Consider the following 22,053-nt stretch of genomic DNA (forward strand, 5'->3'; position numbering starts at 1 on the left):
ATCTTTAACATCTTGCAGGTACAAGTGGGGCATATAATTAGTCTGACTGGTTCCGTTAGGACTGAATTGAAGAAGTTCAGAGTGAGAATGTAGCATAGATATGCACTTTTGATCAAAATTGAACTGCCTGACCAGGCTCCAGACTGGCAAAGCCAGGTGCAGCTGAAAAATAAAACGGTGCAAAAATGCAAACGAATTATAAAGACGTCAGCGAAGAAAATTACCGCTCTCACTACACCAAGCAGGACAGGGCGCAAGTCCGTCGTGTAGTCCGTATCATGCTCTGGGCATTTTTGCCGCTGGCACTGGTTGATGTACTCTTCCATGAGTTTGATATTCCCTTGGCTATCTTGCTGCTGATGCGGCTTGCCGGATTCTCTTATTCTCTGTGGCTGATCAAGCAATACGGCATGGAAGAGAATGTGCCCAGGCTGGACCGCTATGCGATGCACTGGATAGTTCTGGTGTTGTCGATACAATTCATCAGCAATATCTGTTTGCCACGTGATTATCTGGGCCATTACATGGTCGATGCCTGGCTTGTGCTGATGGCATTCATTTCCCTGCCTTTGGCTTTGAACATATTGCGCATACCGCTGTTCCTGTTTGTCGCAGCATCCTGTTTGCTGTTGTTGTATAAGCAATCAGGCACTTTTTCACAGGCAGCCAGTGTTTTGCTGATCATGCCTGCGGTAGCCATTACCGGCCACGCCATTGCTGCCTATGTGCACAGGTACAGGCGCAAGCTCTTGAGTGCCGAGCATGAGCTTGAAAGACAGGCAAATACTGACCCTGTTACTGGCGTCGCCAACTGGAAAGAATTCATGCGCATCTCAGACACTGAGCTGCAGCGTCACCAACGCCTGGGCAAGCAATTGTCCATGCTGGTACTTGATTTGAGTGACTTCAAGCATATCAACGATACGCATGGGCCACAGGTCGGCGATGTGATCCTGGTCGAAGTCAGTCGCCGTGTAAAACGGGCGATGCGTGCTTATGATTGTGTGGCCCGTTTCAGTGGCGAAGAGTTCTTTGTGCTCTTGCCTGAGGCCTCCGCCGAGGACGCTGTCAAAATTGCTGACCGTGCCCGTGCCACGGTCGTCGCCATGCCGATTTCTGTCTCTGGCAAGGAAATGAAAGTCACAGCCACTGTCCGTACTGCTACCTTGCGTGAAGGGGATACCACATTGAGCCTGCTGCGCCGTGCGGGTGAGGGCACTGGCACACGCGAGCAGGAAGTACCGCAAAATGTTAATCTCTTGCCTGTATAAATGTGCTGCATATGGCAAAGCAAGCAACGAAGATTAATCTGTAATTTTGAGGATGTGCAAAATGGAGTTTTACGGCGTCACTGATTTATGGACCTATGTATTGGGCGCGCTGGGCATAGTCTTGCTGCCTGGTCCTAATTCTTTATACGTATTGGCAGTTGCCACTACGCGTGGTGTGCGTGAGGGCTATAAGGGGGCAGCAGGTATTTTTGTCGGTGACAGTATTTTGCTGTTGCTGACGGCTCTTGGCGCTGCCAGTATCTTGCGCACTTATCCAGCCTTGTTCATGGTCGTGAAGTACGCGGGTGCAGCTTATCTGGCCTGGGTAGGCGTCAATCTGATCTGGGCTGCCATACAGAAATGGCGTAACAAGACAGTGACGGTGGCAGAAACGCAGGCGACAGCTGTCAATATGCAAAACCCGTTCAAGCGTGCCCTGGTGATCAGTTTGCTGAATCCCAAAGCTATCCTGTTCTTGCTGTCTTTCTTCGTGCAATTCATAGACCCGAATTATCCGACACCGGCAATTCCTTTCCTGATACTCAGTAGTGTGGTGATGGTGTTCAGTACCACTTATCTGTCGGTATTGATTTTCCTGGGCTCGCGTCTGGCACGCAATTTCAGCAAGCGTCGCCGCCTGTCTGCCAGTTTGTCGAGTGGAGTGGGCAGCATGTTTGTCTGGTTTGGTGTCAAGCTGGCCAATGCCAGTCTGCACTGAGGTTGCAATAAGGCAGCGCTAAAAATTGCAGCGATTACCTGATCTCACGTTTTAAAAATTCCCAGACACCAGGGTCAGACATCGCCGCTATGTTGATGCGCATCTTGGTGGAGGGGAGCTGGCTCGGTGAGAATAAACTGCCAGGTGCCAGCAAGTAACCCTGTTCCATGGCTTTCTCTGTCAGCTTGTTGGTGTCACAGCCCGTCTCTGTCCACAGGAACATGCCGGCGGGTGTGCGGTAGTCGACCTTCATGCCCATTTGCTCAAGACGTTTGGTGATGTCATCGCGCACCCCGTCAAGCTTTACCCTTATGCGATCGACATGCTTGCGGTAATGTCCCTCAGACAGGATTTTATACACCACGCGCTCGCCAATTTCCGTGGTCGTCAGGGTAGACAGCATCTTACGATCGGCCAGGCGTATTGCCAGTTCAGGTGATGTCGCGATAAAGCCTACCCGCAAATTGGCTGCCAGCGATTTTGAAAAACCACCTAGATAAATCACCCGGTTCAACTGGTCCAGCGCAGCAATGCGGGTGGCTGCCTGCACAGCCGGGCCGGGGTGCATGTCGCAATACACATCATCTTCAACGATCATGAAGTCATGTTCTTCTGCCGCTTTCAAGACCTGGAATGCCTTGGCTGCCGACAGCGAAGTCGAGGTCGGATTATGCAAGACCGAGTTGATGATATACAGCTTTGGTTTGTGCACTGCCGCCAGTTCAGCCAGTTTGGCCACGTCCGGGCCGTCATGCAGGCGTGGTATGCCTATCACCTTGGTGCCCAGGATGGCGAAAGAACCAAACATCAAGAACCACGCCGGGTCATCGACAAAGATAGTGTCACCGGGCTGGGTGAATTCTCGTGCCACCAGATCCAGTGCCTGCGTCACACCGCTGGTCATGACAAGTTGTTCAGGTGAGGCGGCAATTTCCAGTTCCGCCAATTTCAACTGCAATTGCTGGCGTAGCGGCAAAAAACCTTGCTGGGTACCGTAATGCAGTAACAGGTTCTGGTTCAGCCTGCTGATGGAGCGCAAGCCATTCGCTACCAGTTCACCATCCAGCCAGTCATGCGGCAAGACACCTGAACCAGGCATTTTTTGTGGTGGCAATTGGCGAAACATATTGCGTACCAGCCACACCACATCCAGGTTTTGTGTGATGGGAGCGATTTGCGCAGTATGGGGGACATTGTTCAGCATGGATGCACGTTCGCGCACAAAAAATCCTGCCCCCCGGCGCGACTCCAGATAACCCTTGGCAACTAGCCTGTCATAGGCTTCAACCACGGTAAAACGCGATACTTCCTGTTCGTCGGCAAACTGGCGTATCGATGGCATGCGCGCGCCTGTGCGCAGCAATTTGTCGTCGATGCGATTGGCTACGGCATTGACGATTTGCTCTACCAGTGAGCCACCAGAATCGCGCGAGATAAAAAAAGTGGGTGTCAGCATTGCATGTCTCCTGCCTATGTTCTGTAATGGATAGTTGACCATTACAGTGCGAATATTATCGTTTATAGTGTATTGGTACTGTATCGGTTTTTGCGTTTAGGATAGCACAACACTAAAGCAAAAACGGGAGAAATAACATGGACGGACGACAGAATTCCAGTCTTGACCGACGAGGAGAACAGCATGGCAATTGATACCCTCATGGCATTTGCCCTGTTTGCGCTGGTGTCTTCGATCACACCCGGCCCGAATAACCTGATGTTGCTGGCTTCTGGCGTTAACTTTGGTTTTCGTGCCACCTTGCCGCATATGCTGGGCATCAGCATCGGCTTCATGATACTGGTACTGGCAGTCGGTGTGGGTCTGGCGGGCCTGTTTGCGGTTTTCCCCTGGTCATATGTCGTGTTGAAATGGGCAGGGGCTGCGTATCTGCTCTACCTGGCCTGGAAAATTGCCAATGCCGGGCCTATAGAAAGCAAGACGCAAGAAGGCGCGCACAAAGCTGGCCCCATGAGTTTCTTGAGTGCTGCTGCTTTTCAATGGATCAATCCCAAGGCCTGGGTCATGGCGCTCGGTGCCTTCAGTACCTATATCCCCGCAACCAGCGGTTTCTGGATCGTTGCCCTGGCAGCTGGTGTTTTTGCTGTCATCAATTTGCCCAGCGTAGGCTTGTGGGCATTGTTTGGTGCCAAAGTCAGGCATTTGCTGAAGGTGGAACGTAATCTGCGCATTTTTAATTATGGTATGGCCCTGCTGCTGGTATTGTCGCTTTACCCTATGCTGGTGAGTTCACAATGACAACGGGCACGCAAATTAAAACAGGCCGGTCTGTCATGCCGGTACAAGAAAACAAGGGTATGGCCCTTGGGCTGGTTGGTGTCATGATTTTCAGCCTGACACTGCCATTTACCCGCATGGCAGTGGCGGAACTCAATCCAGTTTTTGTTGCACTGGGAAGGGCTGTGGTGGCAGCGTGCTGCTCGGGCGTCCTGTTATGGATGCAGGGCGCCAGCCTGCCACAACGTGAGCAAATCAAACCCTTACTGATTACTTCTCTGGGTGTGGTGGTCGGTTTCCCTTTGTTCAGCTCTGTTGCCATGGCTTATGTGCCTGCTACTCATGGGGCTATCGTACTGGGTATCTTGCCGCTGGCAACTGCCTTGTTTGCAGCATTGCGCTTTAATGAAAAGCCGTCGCCTGGTTTTTGGGTGATGGCCGTACTCGGCAGTGGCCTGGTCATCGTCTTTGCCCTGATGCAGGGCGGTGGCTCATTCCAGTTTGCTGATCTGGCTTTATTCATCGCTGTGATCGCTGCTGCCATGGGTTATGCCGAAGGAGGGCGCTTGTCGCAAAGCATGGGCGGGCAACAGGTCATCTCCTGGGCTTTACTGCTGGCGCTACCGGTTTTATTGCCTGTGGCAGCCTGGCTGGGCTGGCATTATGGGGTACAGGCGTCTGGCCGTGCCTGGGCCGGGTTTGCCTATGTGTCAGCGTTTTCCATGTTCATAGGCTTCTTTTTTTGGTACAAAGCCCTGGCTATAGGTGGTATTGCACGCGTCGGCCAGGTGCAATTGCTGCAACCATTTTTGAGTTTGCTGGGGGCTGCTGTGATACTGGGTGAAGTGTTGACTGGCCGTGAAATCTTTTTTGCTCTGGCTGTGATCATTGTCGTTGCCCTGGGGCGGCGCATGAATATTCAACGGTGAAGCTGAGAAATCTCTTCGAGTGACCAAATTTAATCTGTCACAAGCGGTGCCGCAGGGGGTGTTAATCGCATCAGTGCAGGCTTACAATAGAGGACTGGTATTTTTGCTTGAATTTGTAATTGATACAAACAGCATCTGCCAATCTTAGGGTTTTGACTCTGCAAATTCTTGAAGTTTTGCAGAAATAATAATAAAAATTTAATTATCTCTAGTGCATCAGTGAGGGCTGCTGCGCTTTTTCCTGGAAAATAGACATGTCATTTTACGAAAAGCTTCAAGCATTAAATATCGAATTGCCTGCCGTGGCGACACCTGCTGCTGCCTACGTCATGTATGCACAAACTGGTAATACCGTATTCCTGTCTGGTCATATTGCCAAAAAAGATGGCAAACCATGGGTAGGCCAACTGGGCAAGAATATCTCTACTGAAGAAGGCAAACTGGCCGCACGTGCAGTTGCGATTGATCTGATCGCCACTTTGCAGGCAGCCTGTGGCGGTGATTTGAACCGTGTCAAACGCATCGTCAAACTGATGAGCCTGGTGAACTCCACGCCTGATTTTATTGAGCAGCATCTGGTGACGAATGGTGCTTCTGAACTCATCGGTGAAATCTTTGGTGAGCAAGGCAAGCATGCACGTTCAGCCTTTGGCGTGGCCCAAATCCCTTTGGGTGCTTGCGTAGAAATTGAAATGATCGTCGAGATCGCCTGATTTTGTAAAACAATAAGCTTGCCCGAGATGGCAATCCTAACCGAGAGATAGTGAGACCAGCATGAAACTTGAGAATCCCAGCCCCATAGAGTGGAAATTTTCTGACCGCGCCGAACAGTTGCAGAGTTCTGCGATCAGGGAAATTCTGAAAGTGACCATGCGTCCTGAAGTGATTTCTTTCGCTGGCGGTTTGCCATCTCCAGAAACTTTCCCGGTAGAGCGTATGCGCGCCGCCTTTGACAAGGTATTGTCGCAACAGGGCAAGTCAGCATTGCAATACGGTCCTACCGATGGTTATGCACCTTTGCGTGAATTTTTGGCCGGCTCTTTATCCACCAATGATTCAAAAATTCTGCCTGACCAGATCATGATGGTATCCGGCTCTCAGCAAGGCCTGGATTTGTTGGGCAAAGTCCTGGTGGATGAAGGCAGCAAGGTTTTGGTGGAAACACCAAGCTACCTCGGTGCCTTGCAGGCTTTTTCCGTGTATCGCCCTGAATTTGAATCGGTGGATACTGATGATCATGGCCTGGTGCCATCTTCAGTCGCCGCCAAAGGCGCAGGCGCACGCCTGATGTATGCCTTGCCTAACTTCCAGAACCCTACCGGACGCACCTTGTCGGTAGAGCGCCGTTATGAGCTGGTAGAGACCTGCGCCCGCATGGGTATCCCGCTGGTCGAAGATAATCCTTATGGCGACCTGTGCTATAGCGGTGAACCTTTGCCCAAGATGCTGAACATGAATCCCGGCGGCGTGATTTACATGGGTTCTTTCTCCAAGGTGCTGACACCTGGCATACGCCTCGGTTATGTGGTTGGCCCTACACCGCTGATACGCAAGCTTGAGCAAGCCAAGCAGGCAGCCGATTTGCATACTGCACAATTGACACAGATGGTGGTGTATGAAGTCATCAAGGATGGCTTCCTGAGTGAACACATCCCGACCATACGTACACTTTACGCAAAGCAATGTAACGCCATGCTGGATGCCATGAGCAGGCATTTCCCTGAAGGTGTGCAGTGGACCAAGCCTGAAGGCGGCATGTTCATCTGGGTGACCCTGCCTGAACACATGGACAGCAAGCAATTGCTGGACGAAGCAATCCAGCAAAATGTCGCCTTTGTACCAGGCGGCCCTTTCTATGCAAACAACCCTGCAAAAAATACCTTGCGTCTGTCCTTCGTGACTGTGTCGCCTGAGCGTATCAATGAGGGTATAGAAAAACTGGGCAAGCTGATCAAGGCAAGGCTCTGATTTTCATTTCAAATGATTGCAAGGCCCTTGGGCCTGCCAATGAAACCCGCCGTCTGGCGGGTTTTTTTTATGTTACAGAGATATTTCTTTCGTTCTGTTCTAATATGTAACTGTCAACTATTGTGATTTAAGTCATCAATTTCTCGTCCAGGCCGTTAATGTATGTATGTTTCGCAATGCGATACTGAACTTTGATTAACTGAGGAGTAGTAAATGAATAAAAAATTGTTTCTGGCCAGCCTGATGCTGACTGCCGTGACGGGTGCATTTGCACAAAATATGACGGCCAAACAGCAATACGCTGCAGACAGCAAGCGCGCCACGCAAAGATACAATGACGATAAAAGACTGTGTGCTGATGCTGGCAGTTCCTCAGCCAGAATGCAGTGTCTGCGTGATGCCAAGGCTGAATACAATACAGCGCTGGCCGTCGCCAAACAAAATATGAGCAAACCTGTTGCTGCGCCAGTCAATGCCAGGAACGAACCGGTTTGCCCTGATTGCGGCAAGGTTGTTGCTGTTGCCGTTGTGGATAAGGAAGGTGAGGGCGGTGCCCTTGGTGTGATCGCAGGCGGCGTTGCCGGTGCTTTGCTGGGTAACCAGGTTGGTGGCGGTACAGGGCGTGATTTGGCCACGATAGCCGGTGCTGCCGGTGGTGCGTTGGCCGGGCACAAGATAGAACAAAAAGTGAAGACAACCAAGGTATGGAATGTAACTGTCGCTTTTGATAATGGCAACAAGCAGACCTATTCTTTTGACCATGACCCTGGATTGTTGTCTGGTGATGCAGTCAGAAGTAGTGGTAATTCTGTCGTCAGGCGCTAAACTCCGTAGCATATAAAAAGGATTGCCGTGTCCGGGCAGTCCTTATTCTGGCTGATTGCAAAGTGGTAAAAATCTTGCACTTATAGTCAGGATTTGGAAGAATTATTTTCTTTTTGGAAACCGTTCCTCCTTCACAACTACTTTCTTGCCAAGCCCAATTCCAGCAGTTAGACTTAGGCATCCATCCCCTCACGTTCTTGCCGAGAAGGTCGTGCCATGAAGCTTGATACATGCAAAGCCAGTCCTTCAAATAATGTCCTGTTGCAGTTGTTCTGCTATGCGGCATTGTTGTTGATGGCAGCATTCAGTTCAGCTGCGCATGCCAATGAGTCATGCAAGAGCCTGTTGGCAACTGGAAACCCTGAATATCCACCTTATCTGTGGCGCGATCCTGAAGATGAAAACCGTCTGATTGGGGCAAATGCAGAGTGGATGCAGTTATTGTCCAAAGAAATTGGCATACCTATAGACATTAAATATGTAGGCCCTTGGGGCCGTGTGCAGGAAGAGGCCAAGCTGGGGCGTGTAGATTTGCTGGCAGGCGCATTTTTTACCTTGCCGAGGCTGGAATACATGGATTATTTCTACCCGGCTTTTCGTGAAACACGCACGGTCATCTGGACTCGCAATAATTATAATCTGCCGTACAAGAAATGGTCTGACCTGACGGGCAAGCAGGGTGTTACTGTGATTAACAACAGCTTTGGTGAAGACTTTGACCGTTATGCCAAAGAGTCTTTGAAGATATCCATGGTGCCCAGCCTTGAGCAAGCCTTGAAGATGCTCAGCCTGTCCCGTGCTGATTACCTGATTTATGAAGAAGACCCAGGCCTGGCCTATGTTGCCAAACTGAATATCACTGGCTTGAAAACCGTCACGCCACCGATCACAAATGAAAATTTATATTTGACCCTGTCCCATAAGTCAGCTTGCAATACGCCAGAAATGCGTGGTCGTATTGCCAAGGCAGTCTATAAGCTGGACAAGCAAAACATGATGAATAAACTCATCGCGGCAAATATACAATTGTGGCGCAAGCAACAATCGAAGTAACCGCTGCAAATAACAGGTAAACCATTGCGTACACTCTCCCTCCGACAAATTCTTATTATCGGCGTTGTAGTTGGCATCGTATTGCCCGCGATTGTTTTGGGGCGTTTCCTGGTGCAGGACAGGTATGAGCGGGAATTGCAACTGCGTGTACGCAATCCCATGTCGCAATATGCCGATATGCTGTCGCGTGGCATGGCAGTGCCGGTCTGGACGCTGGACAAGGCGGTCGCCAATCAATTCATACAAGCCGTCATGCGCAACCCCGAAGTGGTCAGCGTCGAAGTGCTGGACGAATCCAGGTCCGTCTTTGCCTATAGCAGCAAATTCAAGAAAGAGGGCGCCAAACTATTGCGCGAAGAACGCCCCATCCTGCTGGAGACCAAGGTCATCGGCAGTGTCATGCTGGAGCTGACTACCGAGCACATAGAAAAAGAACTATGGGCAGACTTCCTGAAGCTGGGGGTGGCCTTGCTGGTGCAGGTCGTGTTTTCTTTTATCCTGATCTGGTTATTATTTGAACGTCGCATCGTCAGGCCCATCATGGAATTGCAGTTGGCGACCGGGCGGCTGGCGCGGGGCAAACTGGATCAGCCACTGGAATGGGTTAGGCAGGACGAAATAGGTAATCTGGCACAGGGCCTGGACAAGATGCGCCTGAACCTGGGACGCTTGATTACCGAAAGGGAAGCGCAAAATATCACCCTGCAGCAAGAACTCAATGAGCGTTTGCGCGCCGAGCAGGCCCTGAAGGTGACCGAAGAGAAGTTCATCGGTATTTTCCAGGCGTCGCCTGTCGCCATGACGGTACTGCGCAAAAGCCAGCACTACAGCATGATTGATGTCAACGATGCCTGGGTCAGGCAGTTTTACTGGTCCCATGATGAAATTCTCGGGGATCACGAGACCCAGAAAGCGCTGTGGCGCAACGAAGCTGATTTCGCAGAGATACTGCGCATCATAGAACGCGATGGTGAAATTCACGACTATGAAGCCTGGCTGACTTGTGGCCAGCAAGAAAAAATTATTCTCTGCCAGGTGTCGGGACGCATGATCAGACTCGGTAATGAACCCCTGATTATCCTGGTGCAGGAAGACATTACCGAAAAACGCCAGAATGAGCAGGAAATCCGCAACATGAATACCACGCTGGAGAGACGGGTTTCTGAGCGTACCCAGGCGCTGGAAGCGGCTAACAGTGAATTGACTGTGGTCCTGGAAAACCTGCAGCGTGCGCAGCGGGAGTTGCTCAGGACAGAAAAAATGGCGGCGCTGGGCTCCCTGGTCGCGGGTGTCGCTCATGAGCTTAATACGCCCATAGGCACCAGCGTTACCGTAGCCAGCACCCTGGCGCAGCATACCGATGCTGTACTGGTTGAATTTGAAAAAGGCTTGCGCCGTTCGGTACTGGAGGAGTATCTGAGAAATGCCAAGACTGGTGCCGATTTACTCTTGCGTAACCTGAGCAAGGCATCGGAACTGGTGATCAGTTTCAAACAGGTGGCCGTCGATAGAACCAGTGCCAACCGCCGTGTCTTTGCGCTTGATGAAATGTTGTCTGAGCTGATCCTGACCATGGGGCCTACCATACGCAAGACCCGCCATGATGTTGTTCATGGAGTTCCTCCGAAACTGATGATGGACAGCTATCCGGGACCATTGGGGCAAGTGATGACTAACTTGATCAACAATGCTTTTATTCATGGTTTTGAAGGCGATTATCGCGGCACGGTCAGTATCACGGCGCGTATTTTTGATGAGAATTTCGTCGAAATAACCGTACGCGACAATGGCAAGGGCATACCAGAAAGCAATCTGGGGCGCATTTTTGATCCCTTCTTTACGACTCGTCTGGGTTTGGGAGGGAGTGGTCTGGGTCTCAATATTGTCTATAACCTGGTGACAGGTATCCTGGGCGGTAATATCGTGGTTGAAAGCGAGATTGGTAAAGGAACCTGCTTTAAAATCAGCTTGCCTCTTGAACCAAAGCTGGTGGATGAAGATGTCGCCGAAGTCCATTGAGAGTGCGAGTACTAGCGGTGCGGGTGCTACATCTGATAAAGTTGCGGCATGACAAAATTAAGCTTAGATAAAATCCTGCAATCACAAGGATTTGGAACCCGCAAATATTGCCGCGACCTGGTAGAAGATGGTGAAGTTACCATCAATGGCGAAGTGATACGCAACGTCAAAACAAGTTTTGAAACTCAGGGTTTGCAATTTCATATCTTTGAAGAAGACTGGGAATACCGCGAGCGCGTGTATATCGTCCTCAACAAACCGGCAAACTTTGAATGCTCACGCAAGCCCAGCCACCATCCCGGCGTATTGACACTCTTGCCCGAACAATTCAGCTGGCGTGACGTGCAGCCTGTGGGGCGGCTTGACCATGATACGACTGGCATGTTGCTGATGTCAGACGATGGCCCGTTTATCCATGCGCAATCTTCACCCAAGCGCCACGTACCCAAAGTGTATCAGGCAACAACGGCTGAGCCGGTGACCGAGGAGCTGGTGAGCTTATTATTGCAAGGTGTGAAACTGCATGATGAGCCTGCTCCACTGGCTGCCGTACATTGCCAGAAGTTGGGAGATCACCTGCTGGAAATCGTGCTGGAGCAGGGCAAATACCACCAGGTCAAGCGCATGCTGGCCGCAGCAGGCAATCATTGTGCCGCCTTGCAGCGCACTGCCATAGGCAAATTGACACTGGAATCGCTGGAGCTGGAAGAAGGTGAGTGGTGTTATCTGACTCCTGAACATCTGGCTTTACTGGTGCCCGCCTGAACTTTTTGACGGTGTTGACAGGCGTCAGGTGGTTTTATGTATGCCCTGGATCAGATGAAGTCTTGCTATCTTCCGGTGAATATGGATAATCTGATCAGATGCTGTAGTTCTTACTCTGTCAAAAGGAGCAGACATGCCTGTCATTGCAATTGTCAATCCCAAAGGGGGCGTCGGTAAAAGCACGGTGGCTACCAACCTGGCAGGATATTTCGCTGCGCATGGTCATAAAGTCATGCTGGGGGATACTGATGTGCAGCAGTCTTCCCGCACCTGGTTGACATTGCGACCACAAAATCTGCCGCAAATCCAGCCCTGGGATATTGCAGATGGCCATATATTAAAACCGCCCAAAGGTACTACCCATGTCGTACTGGATACTCCTGCAGGCCTGACGGGAAGCAAGCTCGATATGGTGCTGAAGTCAGCCGACAAGATCATCGTACCCTTGCAGGCATCGATTTTTGACATCCTGGCAACAGAAGAATTCCTGAAAAGCCTGTCCCAGCATAAAAAAAATGGTTACCAGATAGGCATCCTGGGTATGCGCGTAAATACACGCAGCAAGGCAGCAGAGCAGCTTGAGCATTATGTAGGCCAACTGGGTTTGCCCGTTCTGGGGTTTTTGCGGGATACACAAAACTATATACAACTGGCGGCCCATGGCGCCACCTTGTGGGATGTCGCGCCATCCAGAGTGGAAAAAGACTTGCCGCAATGGGAACATATCGTTAATTGGGTCAAGACTTGATAGCCTGTTGTGACATCGCTTTCGTTAATTAATCTAAAAAAAGCTGATTTTTATTCCCTTAGTTGCCACTGCTCACTATAATGCCGCTTGCTTGAAGAGAAGGCAGAATTCTCTTTTCTTATCAAAGACTTACGGCATGCATCTTACCATTTTTGAAACTCCCATCATTAATACCTTCATGCGCTGGCTGTCCATTATCGGGCTTAAACTGGCTGGCTGGAAGGTCGAGGGTATTGTTCCTGCCGAGCAAAAATATGTCCTGATCGCCGCCCCGCATACGAGTAACTGGGACTTTCCCGTGACCCTGATGGTGTGTTTTGCCTTGCGTCTGCGCGTCTACTGGATGGGTAAGTCCAGCCTGTTTCCACCTGTACTGGGGCATGTCATGCGCTGGCTGGGCGGTATTCCGGTCGATCGTAGTAAATCTGGCAACTTGGTGCAGGGTACGGTAGATGCCTTCCATGCCAATCAAAGATTGACAGTCATTGTCCCGCCAGAAGGTACCAGGGGCAAGGTCACTCATTGGAAAACCGGGTTTTACTACATCGCACTTGGTGCCGGTGTGCCGATTGCACTTGGTTATCTTGATTTTAAGCGCAAGGCAGGTGGTATAGGCAAGATGTTCGCGGTGAGTGGTGATATTGAAGCAGATATGGCGCAGATACGTGAGTTCTACTGTGGCATCTCAGGCAAGAATCCTCAGCAGTTTGACGAAGGCAAAATACAGACGAAAACTCAGGACTGAGCAAGTAAGGCGCTGACCCGGATTCGTATATCAGTGCAGATTCAAGGTTCTTGCTGTACAGGATTTTTCTGGGCGTCCTGAGCGTCTATGACCAGTCCTGCTGGCTTGCTGGCCGTTTGGGGATCAGCAGCCATGCGAGCGGATCAAGGATCAGACGCTTGGTGAGGGCTTCAGTTTTTTCATGCGCGCACACCCATGTGATAGCCATGGAAACCAGAACTGAAACCGCCAGGGCTACAGTATTTTCATGCTTGAAAATGGCGCGCAATACACCAGTCTCTTGCAATATGATTAATGCCATCCCATGCCACACCAGAACATAAATAGAACGTTTGCCTATCTGTGCCATACGCAGGTCTTTTTGCGCCAGCAAATACAGGACGGACAATCCGATTACTGTTGATGCGGCATACTGCAATAACTGATACATGCTGCCAGTAAGGTTGGCCATTTCCAGCCTGTGTAATGAGTAACTGCCATAGAACCAGCGGTAGTCAAAATCACTCTTGAGCATGAAGGCTGCAATGAGCGCTGCCACGACGACGACTGCACTGACCAGCAATCTCTCCTTCTTTTTGACATTGAATATTTCAGGACCGAGCTTCCAGCCTAACAAGAAGTAAGGGAAGAAGATCAGGGTGCGTGAAATACCAAGGAAATAGCCCGCATGTTCAGAGTAGCTGCCAGCCAGCGACAGGGCCAACGCCAGCATGACCCCAAATTGCATGCGCGAAAACAAAGGCAACAGCAGGCGCCAGCACAACAGACTCAGTAGATACCACAGCATCCAGTAAGGTGCGACCAGCCCGGCATAGACACTGGCCGTGCCTTTCAGGGCAAATTCGGTTGCTTCATAAATGATTTCAAAGCCTATCAATGGTACCAGCACGGTAGAGATCAGTTGAGTGGCATTTTTATCATCCCAGCTAGCCTTGGAAAACATGCCAGACATCAGGGCAAACATGGGCATGTGGAAGGAGTAAACAAAAATCCAGATGGAACGCAAAACATGATCTTCGCCCACGTAAATTTCTATCAGATGGCCAAACACGACTAAAAAAATCAAGACAGCCTTGATATTGTCTATGCTGGTATTTCTGATTTTGGGAGTTGTAGGATTGGTCATGCCTGTCCAGGTAGTGCGGGGGAATGCCGCCATGATAGCGAAATTGGCTGCTGATATACACTCTTAGTTTGTAACGAAGCATTTAAATTCCGGTATCCGGGTTACATTAACGCAATGCGGGTAGTAGAAAGTGGATTGCAAAAAAACAGCCTCAACATGCCATAAAAACAAAACTTGAAGCTGCATTTTTTTCGCCAGCTTGCCTTGGAGTTTGATGAATTTGGGTAAAATATGGGCTATGCTTTCCATTCTTTAAAATTTCCACCTGGAAATTAAATGCACGATCAGTGTGTTGAGTGTATGGACATCTGCAAGCTATAAGAGGTAGTTATGTCTAAGGATAGGTCAAAGGCCAGCTTGCTCAGCGCACAGCTGGATTTTGAAGCGATAGATGGCAGTGAACCTCAAAAAACAGGCAATGCTCTGGATTTTGAGGCAGGACAAGCTACCTCTGCCGTCCAGGCGAAGGGGGCAGCGGCTAAAATTAGTACCGGCTCCAGTTCTGCGATCAATGCTGCGTCGGCATCCAGTTCCCGCACGGCAGCACTTGCCCAAAAGCCAGCGAAAAAACCTGGTGTGGTCAAAGATCGTTTTGGCCTCTATGCGGCGATCATCGTGTTGTTTGGCTTTGCCATCTTACTGGCGATTTTTTTCTATATCCGTAGTGTAGGCAGCAATGCAGCCGGACTCAGCTATTATGTTTTGCCGCAGCAAGTCGCCAATCTGAATGGGCAAGTGGTGCGTATGCAAGTCACAATACAAGTCCGCACTGAGGATAAGGAATGGCTATTTGAAAACAAGAAAGTATTAACGAATATATTTCAAATCGAATTCGCCAAAATTGATCCTGACGATTTACATAGTGAAGAAGGATTTGACACGGTCAGGGCGCAACTTAAATCTGGTTTGAACTCTGCTTTGCAGACAGACAAGATAGAGTCTGTGCTTATCAATGAATTATTGATGCAGAACCGGGAGCAATAATTACTGAGAGCTCCCCGAATCAGGAAAACGGCAAGGCACATGATCTAGTGGACTGTCACATTGGAAATCGGAGTGCCCGCCATGTGCGCGATGATCATGGCAGCGTTGCAAGTACTCGCGATAGCCCCGCTATCGCTGTGTTCATTTATTTAACCCTTGCCTTGCCCTGATGCGCCGGGCACATGTCCTTCGTTCTCGATTTCACTGTGACAGCCCACTATATGTGCCTTTTGTCTTTATGCGCTGACGGATATACTTTGATTACTGGCGCTGGTTGATGGTGAGCTGTACGCACGCAATAGCTGTAGTGCTTTTTTGAACAGTGCTGCATCGGTATTGGTACTGCTGCTACCTGTCACCGAACTGGTCGTACCATTCGATGCGCTGCCAGTGCTGCCAGAACTGCTGCTTGTGCTGGAGCTGCTTGCACTGGTAGTGGCGGTTGCACTGGTCGTTGTGGGCGTGCTGCTCGTCTGCGTAGTACTGGCTTTTTCTAGGTAGGCCAGGGTTTCTTGCAGACTGACCTTGCCATCCTGATTGGTATCGGCAGCGTCAAAATTCTGTGCCACCTGGCTCAGCGCCGCACCGGCACTGCTATTGGTTTTGCCCACTTCTGTCGATAAATCCGTCAACTGGGTTTTATCCAGACCCTGATCGCCACCTTCACCACCTCCTGATGGCGGAGGTGGAGGCGGTCTCGATCCCTCTGCGCCACGCGTGCGTCTGGCATTGAATTGTGTTTCCAGGGCATCGCCGAGTTTTTTGATGCCATCGCTAAACTCGCTTTTGGTGACCTTGCCATCGCCATCACTATCAAGTTTTTTGAACAAGTCATTGATGCTGGCGCTATTGCCGCTGGCATTGGCAGAACTTGTGCTGCTGTCACTGCTGCTAGTGCTGTCGGTGCCGGCCGTACTGGTAGATGAGGATGATGCAATATTGCCAAATGCACTTTCCAGATCAGAGACTTCAAGATAGCCCTGGTTCTTGGTGTCAAGCCTGGAAAACACATTTTCCGCTATCTTGCTGGTATCACGTTCGCGTCTTTGGGTACCGCCAGTTTGCGGGAAATAGCTGCCGGAACTTCCACTTACTCCACTGATGCTGCTCATCGCGCTCTCCTTCAGTCATGCGTTGTCGTGATCTGAAGTGTCGCATCCACATGTTGCCTGCTTGTGTCTGCTTTGTATCTGCTTTGACACAAAGAGGAGTTCAGTTCCTTGGCAGGCGTAATTCCACCATCAAGCCTTGATTGCCTGGGCGGTTTTTTAGTATCAGGCTGGCCTGGTGGCGTCTGGCGATTTCCCTGGCAATGCTGAGCCCCAGGCCAACACCACCAGAATTTCTATTTCTGGAAACAGCCAGGCGGACGAATGGGGCGAATACCTTTTCCAGTTCTGCTTCTGGTATGCCAGGCCCCTCATCCTCAATAATGATTAACAATTCATGCTGGCTATCATGCAAACTGATTTGTGCAGTCTTGCCATAGGCAATCGCGTTTTCCAGCAAATTGCTGATGCAGCGCCTCAATTCAATTGGCAGGGCCATCAAAGGGCGGGCTTCTCCATGCATGCTGACAGCTTTGCCTTCTTCCTGCATATTATCGACAATCGCAGCTACCAGCGACGCGATGTCCAGCATTTGCGGTGATTCCTCGCTGCCACGCAGGTAATCCAAAGTCGCGTCCAGCATCAGGCGCATCTCTTCTATATCGTCGAGCAGTTTTTCACTTGCCTCATTGTGTAGTTGTTCTATGCGCAGCTTCATGCGCGTCAATGGCGTGCGCAAATCGTGGGAAACCGCTGCCAGGAAGCGTTCCCTCTCTTCCATTTGCTGGAACAGGCGTTCTTGCATCTGATTAAAGACCCGGGCACTTTGGCGTGCCTCTGCTGGCCCTGTCTCTGGAATCGCCAAAGGTTCTTTATGCTTGCCCAGCTTGCTTGCCGCTTCTGCCAGTTGTTGCATGGGGCGCGCCAGACTACGCGAGCCTGCCCAGGCCGCCACTGCCAGTAAGAGCAATTGTATGGCCATGCTCAGGCAAAAACCCAGGAAAGGACCATGCAAGATGCCGTGCGGGTGATGTTGTGGCAGATGCGCCGGAGGGGGCGGTGGACGGTGATCTCCCAGAAAAACAAATAGCAGGATAAAGGTGATGATGTGGCTCACGACCACCGCAGCCATGGCCAAGCCAAACAGACGGCTGAAGATGGTATCGCGCAACAGCTTATTCATGGCACGCAGGCGTTAAACAGATAGCCTTCGCCACGTATGGTTTTTAATAGGGCAGGGTGACGAGAGTCATCGCCCAGTTTTTGGCGCAGGCGCGACACCAGCAAGTCTATGCTTCTGTCAAAGACTTCAGTCGATTTGTTGTGCGCAAAATCGATCAGTTGGTCACGGCTGAGTATCTGCCCCGGTCTTTTAAGAAAGGCCAGCAAAAGCCTGAATTCTGCATTTGATAGTGGAATAATCAGTTTATCCGGGCTACATAATTGCCGTGTAGGCAAATTCAATACCCAGGCATCAAAGCATATTTCTGTTGCCTTGTTCTCCGTGGCTTCTTGCGTTTGCTTTGCCGAGGTATGTGCACGTCTGCTGACGCTTTGTATGCGCGCGACCAGTTCACGGGTATCGATGGGCTTGATCAGATAGTCGTCAGCGCCTGATTCCAGGCCCTGTATCTTGTCTGCAAATTCACCGCGGGCAGTCAGCATGATGACTGGCGTACTGGCATGGCGGCGTAGCTGGCGCAGCAGGCTCAAACCGTCTTCGCCAGGCAGCATCAAGTCCAGCAAAATTACATCGAAATTGTGGGACTGCAGCGCCGCGCGCATTGCCACACCATCTTGCACGGCGACGCAGCTTATATCAAATTTCCCGAGGTAGTTGCTGAGCAATTCTGCAATTCCGGCATCATCATCTACTAGCAGTACGTGCAGGCGACCTGCCTGGGCATGTAAACCTGATGACTGATGCTGGAGCGAATTTGCAATTGCCGATGATGCAGTCAGCAATTTTATAACTCCTTGATATACCTGAGTAATTTATCCAGGGCATGAACGACAGTCTGTTCCCTGACTGATTTTCTGTCACCGGCAAATACCAAGCGCTCGGTATGAGGGACACCGCCGACTACCCAACCAAAGCAAATGGTTCCAACGGGTTTGCCTGGGACTGCTCCAGTCGGCCCGGCAATGCCGGTGGTGGATAAGGAAAGGTGCGCTTCGGAATTGGCAAGGGCACCTTGCGCCATGGCAGCAGCAATTTCTTCACTGACAGCACCATGCTGGGCTATCAGCGCTGCGGGTATGTCGAGCAATTCGGTCTTGGACGAATTGGAATAAGTCACGAAGCCACAATCAAACCATTCCGACGATCCGGCAATTTCTGTAATGGCGTGGGCAACGCCGCCACCTGTGCAGGATTCGGCGACGCTAAGTATCAGTTTTCTGGATTTGAGTTCTTCACCGACTTGTGTTGCGAGTTCTATGGCATTTTGCATGATGCGTCTCCTGGCTGCTGGCTCTGACTGGATGTACTGTTTCAAAACCTGTCCTGCATTACTCTAAACTACTTTACCACCATGTACCCTCTGAAGTGAAGTAAAGAAACAAGTCAAAAAGTAAGCTGACGGGAAAGTAACAAATTGCATGTGCGCATGTAAAAAGTGCTATGCAACATATTGTTTGCCGCTCCCAATTGTTAGCAATCTTGAGTTAAGCGATGTATGCAGCAAAAAAGCATTTCTGAAAAACCAATATCAGAGTATGATTTTTGATAGCAATGCGCATTCTCCCTGTTTGCTCAGGGAATTTGCTGAAGGTGTATCAATTTCCGGAAATAATAAGAGGCATAGACCTCTTGTATCTACATCCCCAAAGGAGATGCCCTATGAAAATCGAGAATCTGTTTCAGCAGCAAAATGCTTTGCCATCGATACCCAAAGTCGTCCAGGAAGTCATCGACAGTTTTAATAATGATGATGTCTCCATAGACGAGATTGCCCGCAAGCTGTCTGCCGACCAGGTCCTCAGCGCAAAACTGCTGCGTCTGGCCAATTCCTCCTATTACCATGCTTCAAGGACGGTTGGCTCGGTTGATGACGCTGTGCTGATGCTGGGTTTTATGACCGTGCGTACTTTGGTTGTCAGCAGTGGCCTGACCAGCGGCTTTAAATCCATGCCCGGGGTAGATCTGAAGCAATTCTGGCGCTATAGCCTGCACACTGCTGTCGTATCCAAATGGCTGGCAAAGAAAACGCATTGCAATTCTGATTTTGCCTTTACCGTTGGCCTGATGCATGCCATAGGTCAGCTGGTCATGCATGCAGGCATGCCAGAGCAAATGCTGCAAGTCGATAAAACGGCTGGCCCGCTGGACCCGCGCAGGGCAGATGTGGAGCGCACATCCTTTGGCTATGATTTCTTTGATGTGGGTGTTGAGTTGGCCAAGCGCTGGCGTTTCCCTGTCACCTTTGCTACTGCCATTAAAGCTTGTGGCGAACCATTGCAACAATCAGAGTTCGATCAGATCGGTGCAGTCGTACACATAGCGTCCTGGTGCGCCCGGTGTGAGGAGGGGCATTATTCCAAAGAAGAACGCGAAGCCACTTTCCCGGCAGATGTGGCAAAGAAACTGGGAATCAAGCCAGAGCTTATCCTTGACGAGATGCCGCCACTGGCAGAGTTGGCTGCCGGACTGGAAGATCTGCTGGGTTGAGTTAGTTTGGATAGTTTGAGGTTCGCATGAAAAAAATGGCAAAAACCATAGCGGTTTTTGCCATTTTCATGTGTGCTGTCGGCTTGGCTTTATAAGTTTGCCTGAATATCGAGAGCAACTGCCTCAGCAACCTTGATGCCATCAACTGCAGCAGACAATATCCCCCCGGCATAACCTGCACCTTCGCCCGCAGGATACAGACCGCGAGTATTCAAGCTTTGCAAATCGTCGTCATTGCGCTTGATACGTATAGGAGAGGACGTACGGGTTTCCACGCCAGTCAAAATCGCATCCTTCATGGCGAAGCCTTTGATTTTCTTCTCAAATTCCGGCAAGGCTTCGCGTATGGCCGTGATGGCAAATTCGGGCAACACTGTCGCCAGATCGCACAGTGTAATACCAGGCTTATAGGATGGCTCTACCGTGCCCAGTGCCGTCGATGGGCGGGCTGCCAAAAAGTCACCGACCAACTGGCCGGGTGCATTGTAGTTGCCGCCACCAACCTCATAAGCCTTTTCTTCCAGCGCCCTTTGCAAATCTATGCCCGCTAATGGGTTGCCTGGATAATCAGCAGGTGTAATGCCAACCACGATAGCCGAATTCGCATTGCGTTCATTGCGAGAATACTGGCTCATGCCATTCGTCACAACACGGCCTGGTTCAGATGTCGCTGCCACTACAGTCCCACCAGGACACATGCAGAAGCTATACACAGAGCGACCATTTTTGGCGTGATGCACCAGCTTGTAATCTGCTGCCCCCAATATCTTATTCCCTGCGTTAGGGCCAAAGCGCGCTTTGTCGATCACAGATTGCGGATGCTCCACCCTGAACCCTATGGAAAACGGTTTGGCTTCTACATATACGCCACGATCAGCAATCATCTTGAAAGTATCGCGCGCACTATGGCCTATCGCCAGTACTACATGGGCAGTTTCTATATACTCATTGTCATTCAGTCGCACGCCCTGAACCTTGCCATCAACGATATTGATGTCCGTCACTTTTTGCTCGAAACGTATCTCGCCACCTAGTGCTTCTATATTGTGGCGCATCTCCTCTATCATCTTCACCAGGCGGAAGGTGCCAATATGTGGCTTGCTGACATACATGATCTCTTCCGGCGCGCCGGCCTTGACGAATTCCGTCAATACTTTACGACCATAGTGCTTGGGGTCCTTGATCTGACTATATAGCTTGCCATCAGAAAAAGTGCCGGCACCACCTTCACCAAACTGCACATTTGATTCCGGCTTCAATTCTCGCTTGCGCCACAGGCCCCAGGTATCCTTGGTGCGCTCGCGCACAGTCTTGCCGCGCTCCAGCACGATAGGGTTAAAACCCATTTCTGCCAGCAGCAGTGCAACAAACAAACCACAAGGCCCAAAGCCGATCACGACCGGGCGTTTAAATGGCTTGCCATCCGCATGCGTGACAAACTTATAGGACGTATCTGGCGTCTCCGACAGCTTCGTGCGGTTTTTGTGGCTGGCCAGCAAGGCCGCTTCATTCGTCGTCTCTACATCGATTGTATAGATCAAAATGATCGAGGTCTTTTTCCGCGCATCATAGCTACGGCGGAATACCGTAAAATTAATCAGTTCTTTTTCTGTAATTCCCAATTCCTTCAGCACGGCTATTTTCAGCTCGTCTTCGGCATGGTCCAGCGGGAGTTGTAAATCGGTAATGCGCAACATAAATTCGGTCCGTATAACACTAATAGCGAATGATCTGCTTACATATGTATATATAAGCAGATGTTGTATTAGTGGTTTGATGAATCCGCTATTTTACCCGCATGTGCATTGATATACGGATTTCCTTGCGAGGAAAGCCGATGTTAACCAGGTATGCAAAATCAATTTTGTATCAAACAGAGAATTTCGCAAAGCCGTAAAACTCCTTCCCCTTCAAGGGGATGAAGTCGGGATTTCACAAAGCCTGCTTTGT

At 50.3% G+C, this 22,053-nt stretch carries 21 protein-coding genes; 14 read left to right on the plus strand and 7 right to left on the minus strand.

Translation table 11 applies throughout. The features are described from left to right. The first annotated feature begins 185 nt into the window (after positions 1-185). Both UNDKW_RS06735 and leuE read left to right on the plus strand, forming a co-directional pair. Entirely contained in the window at positions 186-1,271 is a 1,086-nt protein-coding gene (locus UNDKW_RS06735; RefSeq protein WP_162058080.1) for a GGDEF domain-containing protein, read from the plus strand. A gap of 61 nt (positions 1,272-1,332) precedes the next feature. Continuing rightward, positions 1,333-1,989, plus strand: coding sequence for a leucine efflux protein LeuE (gene leuE, locus UNDKW_RS06740; RefSeq protein ID WP_162058081.1), 657 nt, complete (start codon positions 1,333-1,335; stop codon positions 1,987-1,989). Between the two features lie 34 nt (positions 1,990-2,023). Here the strand turns inward: leuE and UNDKW_RS06745 are convergent, their stop codons facing one another. Then, on the minus strand, positions 2,024-3,445 hold the full coding sequence (locus UNDKW_RS06745; RefSeq protein WP_232063279.1) for a PLP-dependent aminotransferase family protein: 1,422 nt from the start codon (positions 3,443-3,445) through the stop codon (positions 2,024-2,026). Between the two features lie 183 nt (positions 3,446-3,628). Here UNDKW_RS06745 and UNDKW_RS06750 point away from each other — a divergent pair, with 183 nt between their 5' ends. From UNDKW_RS06750 to UNDKW_RS06795, 10 genes are all read left to right on the plus strand, one after another. Beyond that, positions 3,629-4,243 carry a LysE family translocator gene (locus tag UNDKW_RS06750; RefSeq protein ID WP_162058083.1) on the plus strand — a complete coding sequence of 205 codons (615 nt, stop codon included), beginning with the start codon at positions 3,629-3,631 and terminating at the stop codon, positions 4,241-4,243. Positions 4,244-4,278: 35 nt separating this feature from the next. Next, positions 4,279-5,151: a DMT family transporter gene (locus UNDKW_RS06755; protein WP_232063280.1), complete on the plus strand. Its 873-nt coding sequence runs from the start codon at positions 4,279-4,281 to the stop codon at positions 5,149-5,151. Positions 5,152-5,405: 254 nt separating this feature from the next. Then, complete coding sequence (locus tag UNDKW_RS06760) at positions 5,406-5,864, plus strand: RidA family protein (protein WP_162040354.1); 459 nt, start codon at positions 5,406-5,408, stop codon at positions 5,862-5,864. Between the two features lie 61 nt (positions 5,865-5,925). Then, positions 5,926-7,119: a PLP-dependent aminotransferase family protein gene (locus UNDKW_RS06765; protein WP_162058084.1), complete on the plus strand. Its 1,194-nt coding sequence runs from the start codon at positions 5,926-5,928 to the stop codon at positions 7,117-7,119. 213 nt (positions 7,120-7,332) lie between these two features. Beyond that, positions 7,333-7,944, plus strand: a complete 612-nt coding sequence (locus tag UNDKW_RS06770) for a glycine zipper 2TM domain-containing protein (protein WP_162058085.1) — start codon at positions 7,333-7,335, stop codon at positions 7,942-7,944. Positions 7,945-8,160: 216 nt separating this feature from the next. Continuing rightward, positions 8,161-8,997 (plus strand): ABC transporter substrate-binding protein, encoded by an 837-nt coding sequence (locus UNDKW_RS06775; RefSeq protein ID WP_162058086.1) that lies wholly within the window; start codon positions 8,161-8,163, stop codon positions 8,995-8,997. 24 nt (positions 8,998-9,021) lie between these two features. Further along, positions 9,022-11,016 carry an ATP-binding protein gene (locus UNDKW_RS06780; RefSeq protein ID WP_162058087.1) on the plus strand — a complete coding sequence of 665 codons (1,995 nt, stop codon included), beginning with the start codon at positions 9,022-9,024 and terminating at the stop codon, positions 11,014-11,016. A gap of 48 nt (positions 11,017-11,064) precedes the next feature. Next, on the plus strand, positions 11,065-11,781 hold the full coding sequence (locus tag UNDKW_RS06785) for a pseudouridine synthase (RefSeq protein ID WP_162058088.1): 717 nt from the start codon (positions 11,065-11,067) through the stop codon (positions 11,779-11,781). Between the two features lie 133 nt (positions 11,782-11,914). Further along, the gene (locus UNDKW_RS06790; protein ID WP_162040360.1) at positions 11,915-12,529 is read left to right on the plus strand and encodes a ParA family protein; all 615 of its coding nucleotides are present in this window, start codon (positions 11,915-11,917) and stop codon (positions 12,527-12,529) included. A gap of 136 nt (positions 12,530-12,665) precedes the next feature. After that, the gene (locus UNDKW_RS06795; protein WP_162058089.1) at positions 12,666-13,274 is read left to right on the plus strand and encodes a lysophospholipid acyltransferase family protein; all 609 of its coding nucleotides are present in this window, start codon (positions 12,666-12,668) and stop codon (positions 13,272-13,274) included. A gap of 85 nt (positions 13,275-13,359) precedes the next feature. Here UNDKW_RS06795 and UNDKW_RS06800 read toward each other — a convergent pair whose 3' ends face one another. Then, positions 13,360-14,433 carry an acyltransferase family protein gene (locus UNDKW_RS06800; RefSeq protein WP_162058090.1) on the minus strand — a complete coding sequence of 358 codons (1,074 nt, stop codon included), beginning with the start codon at positions 14,431-14,433 and terminating at the stop codon, positions 13,360-13,362. A gap of 297 nt (positions 14,434-14,730) precedes the next feature. On the opposite strand from UNDKW_RS06800, the gene fliL reads away from it, so the two are divergent. After that, positions 14,731-15,384 (plus strand): flagellar basal body-associated protein FliL, encoded by a 654-nt coding sequence (gene fliL / locus UNDKW_RS06805; RefSeq protein ID WP_162058091.1) that lies wholly within the window; start codon positions 14,731-14,733, stop codon positions 15,382-15,384. A 236-nt stretch (positions 15,385-15,620) separates the two neighbouring features. Here fliL and UNDKW_RS06810 read toward each other — a convergent pair whose 3' ends face one another. The 4 genes from UNDKW_RS06810 to UNDKW_RS06825 form a co-directional block, all read right to left on the minus strand. Continuing rightward, positions 15,621-16,496 carry an EF-hand domain-containing protein gene (locus UNDKW_RS06810; RefSeq protein ID WP_162058092.1) on the minus strand — a complete coding sequence of 292 codons (876 nt, stop codon included), beginning with the start codon at positions 16,494-16,496 and terminating at the stop codon, positions 15,621-15,623. Positions 16,497-16,596: 100 nt separating this feature from the next. Beyond that, entirely contained in the window at positions 16,597-17,616 is a 1,020-nt protein-coding gene (locus tag UNDKW_RS06815; RefSeq protein WP_162058093.1) for an ATP-binding protein, read from the minus strand. Next, the gene (locus tag UNDKW_RS06820) at positions 17,613-18,398 is read right to left on the minus strand and encodes a response regulator (protein WP_304941466.1); all 786 of its coding nucleotides are present in this window, start codon (positions 18,396-18,398) and stop codon (positions 17,613-17,615) included. Before UNDKW_RS06820 ends, UNDKW_RS06815 begins: the two co-directional genes overlap by 4 nt. A gap of 2 nt (positions 18,399-18,400) precedes the next feature. Then, positions 18,401-18,886, minus strand: coding sequence for a CinA family protein (locus tag UNDKW_RS06825; RefSeq protein WP_162058094.1), 486 nt, complete (start codon positions 18,884-18,886; stop codon positions 18,401-18,403). Between the two features lie 389 nt (positions 18,887-19,275). Here UNDKW_RS06825 and UNDKW_RS06830 point away from each other — a divergent pair, with 389 nt between their 5' ends. After that, positions 19,276-20,103, plus strand: a complete 828-nt coding sequence (locus UNDKW_RS06830; RefSeq protein ID WP_162058095.1) for an HDOD domain-containing protein — start codon at positions 19,276-19,278, stop codon at positions 20,101-20,103. 89 nt (positions 20,104-20,192) lie between these two features. On the opposite strand, the gene UNDKW_RS06835 is transcribed toward UNDKW_RS06830, so the two are convergent. Beyond that, entirely contained in the window at positions 20,193-21,800 is a 1,608-nt protein-coding gene (locus UNDKW_RS06835) for an NAD(P)/FAD-dependent oxidoreductase (protein ID WP_162058096.1), read from the minus strand. Positions 21,801-22,053 lie beyond the last annotated feature (253 nt).

Source organism: Undibacterium sp. KW1 (assembly GCF_009937955.1).
Taxonomy (GTDB): Bacteria; Pseudomonadota; Gammaproteobacteria; order Burkholderiales; family Burkholderiaceae_D; genus Undibacterium.

Bases quoted from the DNA above. Each gene is read 5' to 3' on its own strand.
- UNDKW_RS06735 (WP_162058080.1), top strand. From the start codon at position 186: ATGCAAACGAATTATAAAGACGTCAGCGAAGAAAATTACCGCTCTCAC.
- leuE (WP_162058081.1), top strand. From the start codon at position 1,333: ATGGAGTTTTACGGCGTCACTGATTTATGGACCTATGTATTGGGCGCG.
- UNDKW_RS06745 (WP_232063279.1), bottom strand. From the start codon at position 3,445: ATGCTGACACCCACTTTTTTTATCTCGCGCGATTCTGGTGGCTCACTG.
- UNDKW_RS06750 (WP_162058083.1), top strand. From the start codon at position 3,629: ATGGCAATTGATACCCTCATGGCATTTGCCCTGTTTGCGCTGGTGTCT.
- UNDKW_RS06755 (WP_232063280.1), top strand. From the start codon at position 4,279: ATGCCGGTACAAGAAAACAAGGGTATGGCCCTTGGGCTGGTTGGTGTC.
- UNDKW_RS06760 (WP_162040354.1), top strand. From the start codon at position 5,406: ATGTCATTTTACGAAAAGCTTCAAGCATTAAATATCGAATTGCCTGCC.
- UNDKW_RS06765 (WP_162058084.1), top strand. From the start codon at position 5,926: ATGAAACTTGAGAATCCCAGCCCCATAGAGTGGAAATTTTCTGACCGC.
- UNDKW_RS06770 (WP_162058085.1), top strand. From the start codon at position 7,333: ATGAATAAAAAATTGTTTCTGGCCAGCCTGATGCTGACTGCCGTGACG.
- UNDKW_RS06775 (WP_162058086.1), top strand. From the start codon at position 8,161: ATGAAGCTTGATACATGCAAAGCCAGTCCTTCAAATAATGTCCTGTTG.
- UNDKW_RS06785 (WP_162058088.1), top strand. From the start codon at position 11,065: ATGACAAAATTAAGCTTAGATAAAATCCTGCAATCACAAGGATTTGGA.
- UNDKW_RS06790 (WP_162040360.1), top strand. From the start codon at position 11,915: ATGCCTGTCATTGCAATTGTCAATCCCAAAGGGGGCGTCGGTAAAAGC.
- UNDKW_RS06795 (WP_162058089.1), top strand. From the start codon at position 12,666: ATGCATCTTACCATTTTTGAAACTCCCATCATTAATACCTTCATGCGC.
- UNDKW_RS06800 (WP_162058090.1), bottom strand. From the start codon at position 14,433: ATGGCGGCATTCCCCCGCACTACCTGGACAGGCATGACCAATCCTACA.
- fliL (WP_162058091.1), top strand. From the start codon at position 14,731: ATGTCTAAGGATAGGTCAAAGGCCAGCTTGCTCAGCGCACAGCTGGAT.
- UNDKW_RS06810 (WP_162058092.1), bottom strand. From the start codon at position 16,496: ATGAGCAGCATCAGTGGAGTAAGTGGAAGTTCCGGCAGCTATTTCCCG.
- UNDKW_RS06815 (WP_162058093.1), bottom strand. From the start codon at position 17,616: ATGAATAAGCTGTTGCGCGATACCATCTTCAGCCGTCTGTTTGGCTTG.
- UNDKW_RS06825 (WP_162058094.1), bottom strand. From the start codon at position 18,886: ATGCAAAATGCCATAGAACTCGCAACACAAGTCGGTGAAGAACTCAAA.
- UNDKW_RS06830 (WP_162058095.1), top strand. From the start codon at position 19,276: ATGAAAATCGAGAATCTGTTTCAGCAGCAAAATGCTTTGCCATCGATA.
- UNDKW_RS06835 (WP_162058096.1), bottom strand. From the start codon at position 21,800: ATGTTGCGCATTACCGATTTACAACTCCCGCTGGACCATGCCGAAGAC.